At 28.3% G+C, this 17,286-nt stretch carries 16 protein-coding genes; 5 read left to right on the top strand and 11 right to left on the bottom strand.

Annotated features, from left to right (window positions below):
- Nucleotides 1-24: 24 nt before the first annotated feature.
- The 6 genes from AAT22_RS00335 to AAT22_RS19380 all read right to left on the bottom strand — a co-directional run bounded on the left by AAT22_RS00335 (nucleotide 25) and on the right by AAT22_RS19380 (nucleotide 5,105).
- Nucleotides 25-1,269 carry a glutamate-5-semialdehyde dehydrogenase gene (locus AAT22_RS00335; RefSeq protein WP_046999893.1) on the bottom strand — a complete coding sequence of 415 codons (1,245 nt, stop codon included), beginning with the start codon at nucleotides 1,267-1,269 and terminating at the stop codon, nucleotides 25-27.
- A gap of 20 nt (nucleotides 1,270-1,289) precedes the next feature.
- On the bottom strand, nucleotides 1,290-2,096 hold the full coding sequence (gene proB, locus AAT22_RS00330) for a glutamate 5-kinase (protein ID WP_046999892.1): 807 nt from the start codon (nucleotides 2,094-2,096) through the stop codon (nucleotides 1,290-1,292).
- 72 nt (nucleotides 2,097-2,168) lie between these two features.
- On the bottom strand, nucleotides 2,169-3,236 hold the full coding sequence (locus AAT22_RS00325) for an AI-2E family transporter (protein WP_046999891.1): 1,068 nt from the start codon (nucleotides 3,234-3,236) through the stop codon (nucleotides 2,169-2,171).
- A gap of 121 nt (nucleotides 3,237-3,357) precedes the next feature.
- The gene (locus AAT22_RS00320; protein ID WP_046999890.1) at nucleotides 3,358-4,119 is read right to left on the bottom strand and encodes a TSUP family transporter; all 762 of its coding nucleotides are present in this window, start codon (nucleotides 4,117-4,119) and stop codon (nucleotides 3,358-3,360) included.
- Between the two features lie 144 nt (nucleotides 4,120-4,263).
- Nucleotides 4,264-4,401: a hypothetical protein gene (locus AAT22_RS18935; protein ID WP_016206962.1), complete on the bottom strand. Its 138-nt coding sequence runs from the start codon at nucleotides 4,399-4,401 to the stop codon at nucleotides 4,264-4,266.
- A gap of 74 nt (nucleotides 4,402-4,475) precedes the next feature.
- Nucleotides 4,476-5,105, bottom strand: coding sequence for a S8 family serine peptidase (locus tag AAT22_RS19380; RefSeq protein ID WP_242849765.1), 630 nt, complete (start codon nucleotides 5,103-5,105; stop codon nucleotides 4,476-4,478).
- 783 nt (nucleotides 5,106-5,888) lie between these two features.
- Here AAT22_RS19380 and AAT22_RS00310 point away from each other — a divergent pair.
- Nucleotides 5,889-7,418: an immunoglobulin-like domain-containing protein gene (locus AAT22_RS00310; protein ID WP_046999889.1), complete on the top strand. Its 1,530-nt coding sequence runs from the start codon at nucleotides 5,889-5,891 to the stop codon at nucleotides 7,416-7,418.
- A 4-nt stretch (nucleotides 7,419-7,422) separates the two neighbouring features.
- Nucleotides 7,423-9,696 carry a glycosyl hydrolase family 18 protein gene (locus AAT22_RS00305; RefSeq protein WP_046999888.1) on the top strand — a complete coding sequence of 758 codons (2,274 nt, stop codon included), beginning with the start codon at nucleotides 7,423-7,425 and terminating at the stop codon, nucleotides 9,694-9,696.
- Between the two features lie 141 nt (nucleotides 9,697-9,837).
- Here AAT22_RS00305 and AAT22_RS00300 read toward each other — a convergent pair whose 3' ends face one another.
- Nucleotides 9,838-10,479 (bottom strand): pentapeptide repeat-containing protein, encoded by a 642-nt coding sequence (locus AAT22_RS00300; RefSeq protein ID WP_046999887.1) that lies wholly within the window; start codon nucleotides 10,477-10,479, stop codon nucleotides 9,838-9,840.
- Between the two features lie 224 nt (nucleotides 10,480-10,703).
- Here AAT22_RS00300 and AAT22_RS00295 point away from each other — a divergent pair, with 224 nt between their 5' ends.
- Nucleotides 10,704-11,441, top strand: a complete 738-nt coding sequence (locus AAT22_RS00295) for a MerR family transcriptional regulator (protein ID WP_046999886.1) — start codon at nucleotides 10,704-10,706, stop codon at nucleotides 11,439-11,441.
- Between the two features lie 151 nt (nucleotides 11,442-11,592).
- Nucleotides 11,593-12,279: a YjjG family noncanonical pyrimidine nucleotidase gene (locus AAT22_RS00290; protein WP_046999885.1), complete on the top strand. Its 687-nt coding sequence runs from the start codon at nucleotides 11,593-11,595 to the stop codon at nucleotides 12,277-12,279.
- A gap of 89 nt (nucleotides 12,280-12,368) precedes the next feature.
- Here the strand turns inward: AAT22_RS00290 and AAT22_RS00285 are convergent, their stop codons facing one another.
- From AAT22_RS00285 to AAT22_RS00270, 4 genes are all read right to left on the bottom strand, one after another.
- Complete coding sequence (locus AAT22_RS00285) at nucleotides 12,369-14,036, bottom strand: NAD(P)/FAD-dependent oxidoreductase (protein ID WP_046999894.1); 1,668 nt, start codon at nucleotides 14,034-14,036, stop codon at nucleotides 12,369-12,371.
- Nucleotides 14,037-14,267: 231 nt separating this feature from the next.
- Complete coding sequence (locus AAT22_RS00280; RefSeq protein WP_016206971.1) at nucleotides 14,268-14,798, bottom strand: sigma-70 family RNA polymerase sigma factor; 531 nt, start codon at nucleotides 14,796-14,798, stop codon at nucleotides 14,268-14,270.
- A gap of 22 nt (nucleotides 14,799-14,820) precedes the next feature.
- On the bottom strand, nucleotides 14,821-15,579 hold the full coding sequence (locus AAT22_RS00275) for a hypothetical protein (RefSeq protein WP_046999884.1): 759 nt from the start codon (nucleotides 15,577-15,579) through the stop codon (nucleotides 14,821-14,823).
- Nucleotides 15,580-15,754: 175 nt separating this feature from the next.
- Nucleotides 15,755-16,339: a DUF1836 domain-containing protein gene (locus AAT22_RS00270; protein ID WP_046999883.1), complete on the bottom strand. Its 585-nt coding sequence runs from the start codon at nucleotides 16,337-16,339 to the stop codon at nucleotides 15,755-15,757.
- A gap of 209 nt (nucleotides 16,340-16,548) precedes the next feature.
- Here AAT22_RS00270 and AAT22_RS00265 point away from each other — a divergent pair, with 209 nt between their 5' ends.
- Nucleotides 16,549-17,196 carry a hemolysin III family protein gene (locus AAT22_RS00265; RefSeq protein ID WP_046999882.1) on the top strand — a complete coding sequence of 216 codons (648 nt, stop codon included), beginning with the start codon at nucleotides 16,549-16,551 and terminating at the stop codon, nucleotides 17,194-17,196.
- Nucleotides 17,197-17,286: the final 90 nt, after the last annotated feature.

Raw genomic sequence — 17,286 nt, 5'->3', positions numbered from 1 at the left:
TTGTTGGTTGATTTTAATTTTGATTTATCTAATTTGTCCGTTTCCATAAATTATATATTTAATAGTTGTAAGCTCCTTAAGTCCCATTGGTCCTCTTGCATGTAATTTTTGAGTGCTTATTCCTATTTCTGCACCAAATCCAAATTCTCCACCATCCGTAAATCTTGTTGATGCATTAATATAAACCGCTGCCGCATTAACTTTGTTTAAGAACCTTTGAGAATTTTTATAGCTATTTGTTACTATTGCTTCTGAATGACCTGAGCCATATTTATTGATGTGAGATATTGCTTCATCAACATCTTTTACGATTTTAGCCCCTATTATATAATCTAAATACTCCTTGCTCCAATCTTCTTCAGTAGCACCTTTAATATCATTTACTATAGCTTTTACTTTTTCATCTCCTCTTACTTCAACATCTTTTTTTCTTAATGCTTCAATTATAATTGGTAAAAACTTATCAGCTACTTTTTCATTTATAATCATTTTTTCTACTGCATTACAAACTGCTGGTCTTGAAGTTTTAGCATTTATTATTATATCTCTTGCCATATCAAAATCACAATCTTCATCTACATATATATGACAATTTCCAATTCCAGTTTCAATTACTGGAACTGTAGCATTATTTACAACAGCCTTTATAAGCCCTGCTCCCCCCCTTGGAATTAAAACGTCTATATATTCATTTAGTCTCATCATATCACTTGCAGCTTCTCTACTTGTATCTTCTATTAACTGAATGGAATTAAGAGGTAATCCAGATTCTTCAACTGCTTTTGCTAAAGCCTTAACTATAGCTTTATTTGAGTTTATGGCATCACTTCCCCCTTTTAAAACAACTGCATTTCCTGTTTTTAAACATAGTGCAGCAGCATCCGAAGTTACATTAGGTCTAGCTTCATATATTATACCAATAACGCCAATAGGAACTCTCTTTTTCCCAATTTGAAGTCCATTAGGTCTTTTCCACATTTCTATAACCTCTCCAACTGGATCTTCCAATGAAATTATGTCTAAAATCCCTTTAGCCATGCCTTCTATTCTTTCTTCATTCAGTTTAAGCCTGTCAATCATAGCTTCTTTAGTACCCTTTTCTTTAGCTATTTTTATATCAAGTTCATTTGCTTCTAAGATTGATTTTTTATTTTCAATTAGAGCTTTTGCCATTAAATTTAAAGCTTTATTTTTTTCTGTAGTTTCAGAAATTGATAAATCATAAGATGCCTCTTTGGCTCTCCTACCTAACTCATAAATACTTAGCATTTCTATCTCTCCCTTGATTTTTATTTTTTAGTGAAAAGCGTTCCTATTTCTTCACCATTTAATATATTCAAAATTATCTTAGGTTCTTCTCCATTTGCAAGAACCATATTTACTCCTGATTCAGTTGCAACTTTAGCTGCTGAAAGTTTAGTTATCATTCCACCAGTTCCAAGATTACTTCCTGCACCACCACAGCAAGCTTCTAGTTGTGGTGTTATACTTTTTATTTCTTTAATTAATTTTGAATTGGAATTTTTTCTAGGATCTGAATCATAAAATCCATCTATATCAGATAATATTATTAAAAGGTCAGCTTTAATCAATTTGGCTACTATTGCTGATAAATTATCATTATCTCCAAACCTAACTATGTTTTCTATCTCATCTATTGATACAGTATCATTTTCATTAACTATTGGTATTATTTGATTTTCTATTAACGTCTCAAAAGTATTACATACATTTTCTCTTATATGATCATCTTCAACTACATCCCTTGTTAAGAGAACTTGCCCAACTGTATGACTATACTCTCCAAAGAATTTACTATATATGTGCATTAGTTCACATTGTCCAACTGCAGCAACTGCTTGCTTTTCTCTTATTGTCTTAGGTTTTTCCTTTAACTTTAATTTAGATACTCCTACTCCTATAGCCCCTGAGGTTACTAATACAACCTCTTTTCCACAATTCATAACATCAGATAGTACTCTTGTAAGGTTCTCTATCCTTGTTAAATTTATTTTCCCATTCTCATAAGTTAATGTGGAAGTTCCTACTTTAACTACAATTCTCTTAGCCTCTTTAAGTTGATTTCTAAAACTCATTTTTTAATCCCCCAATGTTATTTCTTTTTTTAATTATAATTTTTTTTATATTTTTTTTCTATATAAATTACCTTATTCTTTAAATTCCTTTATCTTTTCTTCCACTTCTTTATTAAAATACTTGAAAAATATCTTAATAATAACATAAAGAGGTACTATTACAAAAGCTCCAATAGGTCCAACTAAACTTGCTGCTCCAACTACCAAGAATATATCAGTTATTGGATGTATGTTCATAGTTTTTCCCATAATTAAAGGAACAATAAGCCTTCCCTTAAGTGTCTGAGCTATGATAACTAGCACAGACAGCTTTATAACCATATGCCAACCTAAAGCTATTGCTATAATATATGGAATTATCATAGATATAAAAAAGCCTATGAACGGTATAAATGCTAATACAAAAGTAATTGATGCTAATAGAAGCGGACTTGTCATTCCTATAAATCTATAGCCTACATATACCATTAAGGCTAATGAAAATGCTACTTTAGCTTGACCTACAATATATAATGATAAAGCTTCATCACTTTCTTCTACAAAATCACTAACCCTATCCTTATATTTCCTAGGAAATATATTTGCTATATTTTCTTTAATTTTATCCTCATCCTTAAGTAAATAAAAAACTATTAATATAATAAGTAAAATGTCAGAAAATAATTGCATTCCTTTGCCAAATATTCCTCTTAAACTACTAAATAATATTATCGAATATTTTTGTATATCTCCTAAAAATTTATTATAATAATCTAATTTTAATAAGTCTCCTTTAATAATATCATCTACTCCATATAGAATTCCCTTTTCTTTCAATATATTTAAAAATATTATCTTTAGATTTGTAAATTGTTCAATAAAATAATCGCCAAAATACTTTATTATTCCAGATGCAATGAAAAAGAAAATTAATAAAGTTAAAGTTGCTGCTTTTCCATTTTTTATTTTCTTCTTTATAAATACTTTATTTAGCGGTTTTAATATGTAAAACAAGAACATTCCGAATATTATCGGTATAATAACTATAGAAAATATCACTTTTACAAAATTCTTTAATATGGCTATTTTACTTAATAATATTATCAATATAGTCAAAAGATTAAAAATAATTAAGTAGGTAATTATATTCTTCTTATGCATAAACCTTCTCCTTTGTTTAAATTAATTAAGTTTAGTTTATCCATAGAAGTAAATATTATTTAAAATAAATCACTGTATTATAATATAGAATTTAAAATAAAAAAACTCCAATAGGAGTTTTTTAAATGAATTCATATATTACTTTTGAAAACAGTAATATTATCACAAAAACCATTACAGGTTTTATAAACTTAATTCCATTTCTTATTGCTAGTTGAGCTCCTAGGTAATTTCCTAAAATTGCACATATAGCAGCTGGTATTCCTATTGAAAAATTAACTTTTCCATTTAATAGATATACTATTAAAGCAGCTAAATTTGATGCTAAATTTACTATCTTTGCATTACCTGATGATGTTATTATGCTAAATCCACAAACACTTGTAAATGCTAAAACTAAAAAAGTTCCGGTTCCTGGTCCAAAAAATCCATCATAAGCTCCAATTATTAAACCTATTACAAATGATAAAATATAAATCTTAGTTACTTTTAAATCTTTAGTATTATTTTCTTGTCCAAAATTTCTATTAAACAGCAGAAATACAGCAACTATTGGTAAAATTATTATTAATGAATACTTTAAATACTTTTCTTCTAATAGAACAACTAATTGCGCTCCAATCCATGATCCTATAAGTGCTCCTACTGCTGATATCATCGCAGGCTTTATCTTTATATTACCACTTTTAAAAAATTTAACTGATGCTACGCTTGTACCAATACAGTTTGCAAACTTATTAGTTCCATATGCAATATGTATTGGTACCCCTGCAAATATATATGCTGGCAAAGATATTAATCCACCCCCTCCTGCTACTGCATCTATAAATCCCGCAATAAATATCAATGGACAAATAATTAATAGAGTTGTACTATATGTCATTCTTCCTACGCCTTCCTTTTTTTATATTAAGGTGTTTCTAATATATTATATAATTGATTAATATACCTTTAATTTATATATTTAATTTAATATATAAATATTATATAGTATTAAACTATATATACATAGACTAATACTATGTAGCTATAGCATATTTTCAAATATTTTATAAAAATTAATTATTCCCCATTCAAACACCAAAACACATGCACCAGCTCCTATAGTCGCTGCCAAACTACTTCCATTTATAATATCAATTCTATTATCTATACTCAATCTCATAGTATTAAATCCTATGCTTTGATCCCATATCTCACTTATTCTAGTTTTTCCATGAATATCTTTAAATTCATCACTTAATAATCTATTCCTGTATCTATTATTCTAACTAACTCTATAATTTTAATTTCTCCATTGTTTGATATAAAATTAGTAGCATGCCCCTCATCATTTCCTGCATTACCAGTACCATTTACAAACACTATATCCCGTTTTCTTGCAATTGATGTTATAAATCTGCTTGTGATATTATATCCATCATGGCTACCATTATAACTGCCAACCCCTAAATATAATATTATTGGCCTTCTTAATTTATATGCTGATCTTCTTAAATACTCAATTGAGGATAATACTTCAGAACTATTATAAGCAGGTATAATAGGTAAATTATTTTCTCTTAATATTTTTTGGTAATTAGGAGATGGTAATAGTTTTACTATTATAAATTCACAATCATTAGCAACACCTTCTATATCAGGGTTATATCCTCTCGCTCCTATTATTCCTGCCATGCTAGTTCCATGCCCTACTTCATCTTTGCTTGGTACTATTTCATATGGATCTAATCCTTTCTTGCTATTAGCAATTGCTCTATTTATATCATCATTAGAATATTCAGAACCTATATATACATTACCTTTTGTATTTTTAGTCACTGTCTGATCCCATATTTTAATTATTCTCGATGTCCCATCTTCCCTTATAAACTCCTTATTTAAATAATCTATTCCAGTATCAATTATACCTATTGTTACACCTTTGCCTGTTAAGTTTAAATAATGGTTAATTTTTATATTATATATTATATATGCTATCTACATTTACTGGAAGTATATCTTGTAATACATATATTTATTATTTTAAATTCAATAATCTATATTTTTTAATTCTATTCACTCTATTCTTTTTAATTCCAATTCGTAAATAACATACAAAATTTGTAAAATACTGTTAATCGTTCGACTTTTTATTTAAAAGTATTGCTATTAATTTACTAATAGTTTATATTGTAAATAAATGGTGTGTTCCATTTATTGTAAAGGAGGTGATATCGTTACCTTCGATGAAATACTAAGCATCATCGCTTATTATTTATTAACCTTTTTGTTCCTAAAAAACTCATTGTCACTTCAATCAATATAGGAACTAATAAACACTTCAGACAAATCCTAATAAATTACATTTAATATGTTCCATTTAGTATCCAAGTACTTTATTGGGATATCTAACAAACTCTTTTATAAACATTTCTTAGTGTATAAAATGCGCATTTTGTATACTAATTAAAGTGTTCTTAAGTTTTTAATAAACACCTGATTTTTCCTTTTAGATGTACAAATGTTTAAAGTGAGTCTCTTATTTTTATAAAAATACCTAACTTACTTTAAATCTAATATCAAATTATTAGATATTTACCTACTCCAAAAAGATCCTCATTCAATATACAGATGAGAATAAATAAATATATTGTTAGGAGGTAAATATAATTGAAGAAAAACTTTCTTAAAAAAGTTATTTGCACACTTTTGATAGCTTTCGTTACACTTATATCTACTTCATTTATTACTAAGGCAGCTACAAATGTTGGTAGTTATAATGCTGGTATTGGAATAAAAAACTGGCCTGTCCAAGTTAATGCTCCCTATGTTGATATGGTTGGCTGGGTAACTAAAAATGGATATTATATGGGGAATGATGGCGGAGGAGCTGCTAATCTTAAAAAGCTATCAGATGAAACTAGCATAAAATACTTTAACTTAGCTTTTATACAATCAACTGGTAGTGTTACAAATGGAAAAATTAATTGGGGCTGGGGAGGATATTCTGTTTTAAGCGAAGGTAAAAATGATAGTCAATACAACGGAATAAAACAGTCTCTAAAAGACCTAAGAGCAATTGGTGGTGATGCAGCTATATCCTTTGGTGGTGCTGGTGGAACTGCATTTTGGCAAACTTCTCAAGATGTTAATGTTCTTTATAATACCTATTTAGACATAGTGAATGGATATGCATTAACAAGAATAGATCTTGATGTTGAAGGCGGAGCCCAAAATAAACAAAGCAATATTGCTAATGCAAAGGCTGTAAAGATGTTACAAGATACTACAGGAGTAGAAGTGACATTAACCGTTCCTGTTTTACCATCTGGTTTAACTCAAACTCAAATAGATTTATTAGATGCCTATTTATCTAATAATGTTACTCTAAAATATATAAATATAATGGCTATGTGCTATGGAAGTGGTACTTTGCTACCTGGAGAAAATTATGGCACAGCCTCAATACGAGCAATAGACTCAACAAAGAATCAAATAAAAGAAGCTTACCAAAAATTTGCTACTACTACTTTATCTGATTCTGAGGCTTATTCAAAAATTGGTGCTACAGTATCTGTAGGGTATGAAAGCTCTTCAGATCCTATATTTACTCCAGCATGGTCTCAATTAGTAGTTGACCATGCTAAATCTAAAAATATTGGAATGACCTCTTATTGGTCACTAAATAGAGATTCTCAAATAGAAAATAATCAAGGAATAACTTCTCAGTATGAACATTCAAAGATATTTTCTAAATTTGGTTCACCAGCAATTCCTAGCGATAATACTGCTCCAGTGATTAGCGGTGTTACAGATAAACAAATTAATATTGGAGCTACATTTAGCCCTCTAGCAGGAGTTACTGCATCTGACAAAGAAGATGGTGATTTAACTAATAAGATTATTGTTACTGGCTTAGTTGATACATCTAAAGCTGGAATCTACAATGTAAACTATACAGTTTCTGATAGTAAAGGCTTATCAACTACTGTAAGTTCTAAAATAACAGTAATCGATTCTTCAATTCAGACATACAGTCCAAATAAGGTATATGTAGCTGGAGATATAGTTTTATACAACGGAGTTATGTATAAAGCTAAATGGTGGACTCAAGGAGAAACCCCTGGTGCAGCTCAATGGGGCCCATGGAAAAAAAATAAATTAAATAAGATTGGAAATTTATTTGTAAAGGGGATTTAATATTATGATAAGGAAAAAACTTTATAAAAAATCAAAGCCTATTGTCGCATTAACAGCAATAGCAGCAATGCTTATAACAGGTGTTACTCCAGTTAGGGCTACTGTTAATAAAACTACCGATTTTGCACCTAATGCAGTTCAACAATCTACTCAAAAGTATCGTAATGTAATGTATTATGGAGACTGGTCAATTTGGGGAGGTCAAGGCAACTTCTATCCTAAGGATATTCCTGCTGATCAATTAACTCACCTTAATTTTGCATTTGTAGATTTTGATGCACAAGGTGTTTTAAAATTCACTGATAAAGATGCTGCTACTGGTCATCCTTTAGGAAATGCTGGCGTAACCTATGGAGATGTAAATGGAGGTATTCTAAATGCATTTCAAGTATTAAAAAGTGAAAATCCTAACCTAAAAATAGGAGTATCTTTAGGTGGCTGGTCTAAATCAGGTGACTTCTCAGTTATAGCTGCTAATCCATCAGTAAGAGCAAACTTTGTAAAAAATGTTATGGCGTTTATTAAATATACTAATATGGATTTTGTTGATATAGATTGGGAGTATCCAGCTAGCCTTAGAGATCCAGATAAAGTTGATAATACTAACGACGAAGGAACTACTAAAGCAACTCCTGCTGACAAAGAAAACTTCATAATTTTATTGCAAGATTTAAAGAATGCTTTAAATAAACAAGGTGCTGAGCTTGGAAAAACTTATGAACTTTCAGTTGCTATCCCTGCTGGTAAAGCTAAAGTTGATGAAGGAATAGATGTAGCAAAATTATTTAATGTAGTTGATTTTGCAAATATTATGACTTACGATATGGCTGGTGCATGGAGTACAGTTAGCGGTCATCAAACAGCACTTTACACTAATCCTAATTCTCCATTTAAAGGAGAATGCCTTTCTGTTGATGAAAGCGTTAATTATTATATTGCAAATGGAGCTAAACCAGAAAAAATAGTTATTGGAGCAGCTTATTATACACGTGGCTGGGAAAAAGTAAGCAATAATGGACCAGATGCTTCTAATCCTGGGTTGTTTGGAACAGCTGCAGTTGTTAATAAAGATGCAGACCTTACTCCAACTCCAGGAGCTCTTAATGAAGCTCCTATAAAAAATGGTGAAGGTGGTCGTGCTGGTGGAGTATGGTCATACAATGCTCTTAACCAACTAAAAGCAAAATATACTGGCCTAAAAGAATATTGGGACGATAGTGCTAAAGCTCCTTATTTATATAATGAAACAACAGGTGCATTCTTTACCTATGATAATGCAAGATCAATACAAGAAAAAGTTAAATATGTTAAAGAGCATAACTTAGGTGGAATGATTGCTTGGATGGCTTCACAAGATGCTAAAACAACATCTACTAAACATGATGAACTTACAAAAGTAACCAAGGAAGCATTATTTGGATCCGGCAGTCTAGACAACTATACCATAACTTATAATAAGCTTAATGTGACTTCTAAATTAACTACAAGTAAACCTGCATGGGGAAGCGGTAGTGTAATAAATTTAAGCTTTACCAACAATGAGAAACTAAGTGAATCTGGTGAAGTTCTTAGTTCTGTTGAAACTGCAGCTAAAACTCTAAAAAATGTAAAGCTTTATATTAAGACAAATGGTATTACTATAACAGGTGCTCAATATCCAAGTCCTGCAGTTAAGCAAGAAAACGGATATTACGTAATAGACTTTTCTGGATCATATGATGGAAAGCTTATGAAACCTGGTCAAACAGTATCTTTTGATTTAAACATTGCTGAATCTATAGGTAACCTAAATGGTTTAGTAAGTGTTGAATTGTCACAAAGAATGTATTCAACATCTCCTGAAATGGGAAGACAATTTATTTATGGTAACGCAACATCTCCAGAAGATAATACTGCTCCAGTAATTAATGGGGCTACTAATAAACAAATATACATTGGCGATTCTTTTAATCCTTTAGCTGGTATAACTGCCTCTGATAAAGAAGATGGTGATTTAACAAATAAAATAATTGTTTCTGGTACTGTTGATACAACTAAAGCTGGAACTTACAATTTAACTTACTCAGTTACTGATAGTAAAGGTTTAAACGCTACTGCTAAAGCAATAATCACAGTAATTGATAATACAACTCCTGAAATACCAACCTATAGCCCAACCAAAGCTTATGTAGCTGGCGATGTTGTTATGTATAACGGTGTTAAATATAGAGCTAAATGGTGGACACAAGGTGAAACTCCTGGCACAAACCAATGGGGTGCTTTGGAAAAAATTAACTAATTTAATACTGAAACCTTTCTATAGTAACATTAACTAAATTATGAAAGCTTAATAATCATATCTAAAAAAGACAATAGAAAATTTTATAGTTTAAAATTTTCTATTGTCCTCTTCTTTGTATTAAATATTTGTTTTGGGTTATTACTTAATAGTCAAATTCATTAACCTAGTTAAATCCAAGCCTTGAATACTATTTACTATTGCTCCTGATATATCATTTATTTCAACATCTATACCTGCAATCTCACAAGTAGTTAAATCTACTTTATTTAATGATGTTTTGCTAAAATATGCATTGGTTAAATCAGTATTATTAAAACTAACCTTTTCTAACTTTACCTGTTGAAATATACCTTCTTTAAAATTACATTCTTCTACACTTACATTTTTTAACTTTGAATAAGATAAGTTTATATATTTTCCAATATTCTTGTGAAATTTTACATCCTTTATATTACACTCATCTAATTTTGCTCCAAGTAGCTTACAATTAATAAATTCTACTCTATGTATGCTCCCATCACCTAAGTCAATATTAGATAAATCACAATTTTCAAATATTGCATCTAATAAATCTATATTTCTAAGTGAAGCGTTTTCAAATATAACATTCTTAAATATACAAGAGTCTATTGTAATTCCCTTACTCATCATATTTTCTATTGTTATATTTTCTACTACCTTATTTTGAATTTTATCTGCTTCAATTATTTCTTCTGTAATATCTATTACTTCTTCAAGCTCATCTAGAAACTTAGGTTTTTGAATCTTACTGCTTTTCATAATAAATTACTCACCACACCTTTATTAATTTGATAAAATATATTTTGCTTATTATCCTTCATAGATTTAATATTTATATTAAATTTATTTTTATCATACATTATAACCCTAATTCCTTAAAATTACCATTTTTATATTGAATAAGTTTTTTCTAATTTATTATAATAAATTCTATTGACTCCAACCTTAGGTCTGACTTTATACTGAAAACGAGGTGAGAAAAAATGCTATATACAGTTAAAGAGGTTGCAAGGTTATCCGGAACAACAATAAAGACTCTTTATCACTATCAAAAAATAGGATTATTATTACCACAAGAGATAACTCAAAATGGTTATAGATATTATGGTGATAAAGAACTTGAAAAACTACAACAAATATTGTTTTATAAAGAGTTAGATTTTTCATTAGAAAAGATAAAAGTTTCTTTAGAAAGTGAACCAAATAGGTTAATGATCCTATATGAACAACAAAAGCTACTTGAAGCACGTCAAAAAAAGTTGACTAATATTTTACAAACAATAAATAAAACAATAGAATATGAAAGGAATGGTAAGAGTATGAATAAGAAAAATATGTTTACAGGTTTAAATAAGGAAGAATGGACAGTTATCTTTAAAGATCAAAATAAACATTTAGAAAATAAATATAATATAGAATTAAATACAGATGAAATAAATACTAATGAAATGAATAAAAAGGCAGCTGAAGCTACTAAGTTTATGGATTTCATGGCTAATTCACTAAAAAATAATTTAAGTCCTAATGATGATAAGATAATGGAAGCCATTAAAAATCATATTAATTTCTTAAAAAATGATATAGAAATTGATAAAGACGGCTTTGTAGCACAATCACGATTCTTTTTATCTGATGAATTTCATCGCGAAATGTTAGAAAATATACAAACTGGATTAAGTTACTTTATTTGTATCGCAGCTGAGCACTATGCTTCTTTATAGAATATTTTTCTAAAAATATTTAATGACTTCTCTCATATAATGACATATGTCATATCCAAATTAATATAAATACTGTAATTTAATTATAAGGTTATGACAGTTTATTATATAAGCAATACGCTTAGTAAATATTAATTATATGGGGGTTAATATGAAATACGAACTTATATTATTTGATGCAGATGAAACCTTATTTGATTTTAGAAAATCTGAAAAATATGCTTTTGAGAACTCTATGCGTGAGTTTAATTTAAGCTATAATGAAGATTATCATTTAAAAATTTATTCAGATATAAACGCTAAAGTATGGAAAGAATTTGAAGAAGGCAGTATTTCCCAAGAAATGTTAAAAGTCGAGAGATTTAAAAGATTATCAAATAAACTTGGGATATATTTTAATGAAGTAGATTTTGCTAGAGCTTACATGAATCATTTATCTGATGCTTCTTTTTTATATAATGAAAGTGTTCAGTTAATTGAAGATATAAGCAAAAACCATAGACTTGCTATAATTACCAATGGATTAAAAGAAGTTCAAAATAAAAGAGTTGGAAAATCTATTATTTCTAATTATTTTGAAACTATAGCTATATCAGAAGAATTACAAGTAGCTAAACCAGATCCAAAAATATTTGAAATTACCTTAAGTTCTATTAATTATACTGATAAAAGTAAAGTTTTAATGGTTGGAGATAGCTTAACCTCAGATATACAAGGTGGTATAAACTTCGGTATAGATACTTGTTGGTATAACCCTAATAAAAGTACTAATAAATCAAAGATTACACCTACTTATGAAATTAATTGCTTAATGGATTTAAAAAGCATTTTAGATTAAATAGTTAATAATAATCCCTTAAAAAAAGTATATTAATAGATCAATATCAAGGTAATCTATTAATATACTTTTTATAATATTATTTTGCTTTAATTAATAAAATTATTTTTATAATGAGCAGCTATATCATTGGCTGCCTTCATAGCACTATTAAAGGAACCTTGAAGCCATCCGTGTGCCGTTGATACATGTTCACCTGCAAAATAAACTCTTTCATTATATTCTGATTTTGCTGAAGAATAAGCAAATAATCTTTGTTGTTGTGGTAGGTAATAACAAAATGCGCCAAAAAAGCCATCTTTTTGGTCCCATTGTATTAGTTTGTAATCTTCAACTATTGAGTTAAGGTAATCTAATGGTAGACCATGAACATTTTCTACTTGTCTTTTTACTCTATCAATATAAGGCTGATTATTTCCTAATCTTATTGCATCTTGATTTAAATTATATGATGCTAAAAGTACCCCAGGGTTGTCCCACGTTATTTGCCTCTTATGCTTCTTAGATTCCTTTATTCTTCTATTAGTATTATTTATAGTAGGGTTATTTGGGTACCATATTGTTGATATAACTAAGTCCGTTATAGAGCTTCCTCCCACTATTTTAGCCGGCTCCTTTTCCCAAAAACGGTCATTACATAAAAATAATGTTTTTTGTGATTGAGTATAATTTAAGGCCCTTATAGCTTGCATTTTATCTGTAGAAAACATTGGATATAAATCAATATTTCTAAGTGAAGAAAAGGGAATTGCACAAATTACATAGTCAAATTCTTCAGAATATACTGGCTCTGGTCTATCTTCATAGCTATAATAAATACGGACCTTATTTTTATCACTATCTAGGTGCATTTCATTTACACTTCTGCCCATTTTAAAAGTCACAGTCCCTAAATCACTTTGGGGTATATTTATATATTCTTTTGGATTTCCCGATATTAATGAGCTATAAAAAGCATTTGGTAAATTTGCAAATCCTCCATTTATATAATACCTGAAAGCATAATCCACAGTGTACTGCTCCTGTAAGTTTTCCATGTAACTATTATAATAAAAATATCCTAAAAAGCTGCTTATTGAAGCTATTAATTCCATGGCGCCTTGGCTTAATCCATTTAACTCCATTACTCTTCTTATACTCAAATCCCCTAATGCATTTATTTGAGGTGAGTATTCTTTTTTTATCTCTACTAATTCCCTTCTTGTTTCTGGGTCTATTTTATATAATTCCTTTTCTAGCCCTAATCCTATAAGCTGCCTCCATGACAACTCTTTCTCAGCTGCTGTCAAATTGAATTGTGGATATATTTCTCTTGAAACCCCTATCCCTTGTGGGTTATTTCTTGCGCGAGTATTCCTTATATATATATACGTATTGGGATTATTTTCAACAAACTTACTTGTTGGCAACTTGAAAAGATCTATATAATGCCATGCTGCTTCATGTATTGCTGGTATTCTCATTGCCCCTAATTCACCATAAAGATCTCTTTCTTTATCGAAATAGTGAGTATATATCCTTCCTCCTATTCTTTGCTTTTGTTGTTCAAATATAGTTATATCAAAACCAAGTTTTCTAAGTTCAAATGCAGCAGATAACCCTGCCACTCCAGCTCCTATAATTCCTACTTTAATCCCTTTTCCTTTAGCAATACCAGGTGAAGCAATATTTGTAATCTCCTTTGGCGGCGCAAGTAATTCCAGTAAATTATCAAAGTCTTCTAACCTTCCTACTTCCTCAAGTGCTATTCTGACCATATTCTTTCTTTCTTCATATGTCGGATTATTTGGCTGAATATAATTAATTCTATACAAGAACTCATACTCCTTTAAATTAATAATTGCATTAATTACTCTATTAATTTTATGCTAATGTTATCAATAGTAGCATTATATAATCATTAATTTAATAAATTATTTTAATTTCGTATAAGTAGTTATTATAAAATTCCTTTAACTGTTTTAATTCTTGAATAAAATATATAAATATTAACTATTTATTAACTCGTTTTTAATCTTATCTCTTCCTCTGCTTAGTCTTTTATAAATTAAATCTTTACTTAACTTTAAATCTCCAGATATTTTTTCTATTGACTCATCAAGTAAATACCTTTTTATAAATATTTTCTTATCTTCCTCCTTTAAACTTTCTAATAAAATATAAAATTCTTCATTATCTAATTCCATATTTTCATTTATTCCAATATCTATAATTTCTTCCTTAAGTTCTAAATTTATTTTTCTTTTATTTATTTTTCGTTTATAATCAATAGCCTTATATTTAGCAACTGAAATTAAAAAATTTCTTAAACTTCCCTTTGTTCTATCATAGCAATCTATATTTCTCCAAAGAGCTATTAAAACATCATTAAAGCATTCATCCACATCATTTATCTCTGAATAATCACAAAGAACCTTATTTATTACTCCATAAATTAATTTCCCATAAGTTCTTGATAAATTATCTAATGCAAATTGCTCGCCATTCATTAAGTCCAAAAGTATTTCATTATCTTCCAAAACACTATCCCCCTATAGAAAATTATTTATATTTATCAGATAAATATTCTTGTATTTCATCACAGTCTACATTTCTTATTAATAAATCCTTAAACTTACCATTACTAAATTCTATAAGAACTTCTGACTCAAGTTTTTTCCTGGTAAGAAAGAAATAAGCGATAGGTATTATTAAAATAAAATAAGTCACAGCCCCTATTAATTCAGATTCCCCTAATAGCATATATGCAAACTTTGATAATACATTTGAAAGTACGTGTGTCATAAATAGCATAAATAATAAGCTTGCTATTGCACCTTTCTTATTTCTCTTATAATCTAATTGAATTTTAAATCTATACTTTTTCTTTACATCTTTTCCAACCAGCATATCTTTTATATCTTCTTTATTATATATTTTTATTCCTTGCATTCTATTATAATAATTTGAATTAACTAATATAATTCTTTTATTAGTACAAAACATTAATACATTAAAAGAATATCCATCCCCAGTCATAAAAGGTGCATTAACCATTAAATTTGCTCCAGTAGCTACCATAAGCATATCTGGATCTGTACCCTTTATTATCTTTTCTATTACTTCATCCTTTTCTAATAATCTTTCTTCAACATAAATACAAGCTTCCATAAGTTTTTCTTTTGCTAAATTTGTTTTTACATCATTTGTTATGCTTCTTAATTTCTTATCCTCAATATTAGAAAATTTCATATATTCCTTAACTTCTTGCTCATTATAATTAATGCCATTTAGCTCTTTAAATATTTCTCTATCATTCATATTAAATCTCCTTTATTATTTACTTTACCTTATATACGAAATAACTCACCTTATTTTGGACATATAATATAATTTTTTCCAAATATTTATCATTATTTTTTAGTGAAAAGACCTACTACTTATAAATTTATTTTCATAAGTAGTAGGTCTTTATATATTTTCATACTAATCTCTCTTATAGTTTACTAAAATAATCATCTATTAATTTTTCACCCATTTTTCTATAAGTATTACTCATGTTAATTAGCGAACAAAGCAACAAAAAGTTTTTTTCAAATTCATCTGAATTTAATTCTTCTTCTTTTAAAATCATATCATTTATACTATCAAATTTATTTTCAATAGATTTTTTTACATCTTTTAGGTCTTCTTCATATTGACTTAAATATAAATTGTATAAATTTCTTATTGGATAACTTTCTTTAGATTCTAAATCTTTAACTATTTTATCTAATGAACTTTTTATATCTCCTATTGATAATGCACCTTTTAAATTATAAATAAGACTCATTAATATTAAATGTTCTTTACTATATTTTTTGTTTTTAATAGACATTAAAAGTTTGCCTTTAGCATAATTATTAATCATTGTTTTCGTCAATGCTTTATCTTCTTCATTTCTTTTAGATTCATTAAATTTACCATCAAAAAGTTGGATTACTTGATCCATATATAAATCTATCTCAGGAATTTCTTCTAATGTTAATTGATTATTTAAATTTAGCTCATCAAGCTTTTCTCTTAATTCAGTAATATTCATATGTACCTCCATGTAGTTTTTCAAACTACTTATTAATGTATCTATATTAAATATACTAGTATTGTTAAGATATTTCAAGAAAATTAATATAATATATTAATTTTTTTGAAAATTTGAACTTTTATGGACTTTGACTTTTTAACTATATATTATTAATATAATACTAACAATACGTAGTTTTTAAAACTACCTGCGAAGGAGTGTTTATTTTGGAAAAATATTTAAGAGAACCTATAAATAGCTTAACTCATTGGATCGGAGCAATTTTATCACTTTTTGCATTAATAGCAATGTTAACAAAAGGATTACTTAATAATGCTTCCACTGTATCAATAGTTTCCATCGTTATATTTGGTATAAGTTTGATTTCATTATATAGTGTTTCCGCAACTTATCATGGTGTAATAACCAGTGAAAAAATAATATTTAGACTTAGAAAACTGGATCATTCTATGATTTTCATTTTAATAGCTGGATCTTATGCGCCATTTTGTTTAATTGCTCTTGGAGGTTCTAAAGGAACTGTTTTCTTTACAACTATAGCTTCTATTGCAGTTGCTGGTATATTATTTAGAATGCTTTGGTTTAACTGTCCAAGATGGTTACAAACCTCTCTTTATATTGGACTTGGATGGGCTGCAGTATTTATGATTAAACCATTATCTCAAGTACTTAATCCTGCTAGCTTATACTTATTAGTTCTTGGTGGTATTCTTTATACTGTTGGAGGGGTTATATATGCTTTAAAGCCTAAAATGCTTAAATTTGGCAAGTTTGGTTTTCACGAGATATTTCACATATTTATTATCTTAGGAAGCTTAAGTCATTTCATTTCTGTATTCTCATATATATTATAAAAACTTATTAATATAAATATATTGTTTAAATAAAATATAAAAAGAAGAATGATAGTCATAATTATTATAACTAAAATGGACCCCATGTCA

The sequence above is a fragment of the Clostridium sp. C8 genome (genome assembly GCF_001010885.1).
GTDB classification, from domain to species: domain Bacteria; phylum Bacillota; class Clostridia; order Clostridiales; family Clostridiaceae; genus Clostridium; species Clostridium sartagoforme.
The sequence above is the reverse complement of the archived record's forward strand: the minus strand, read 5'-3'. Positions and strand labels throughout refer to the sequence as shown.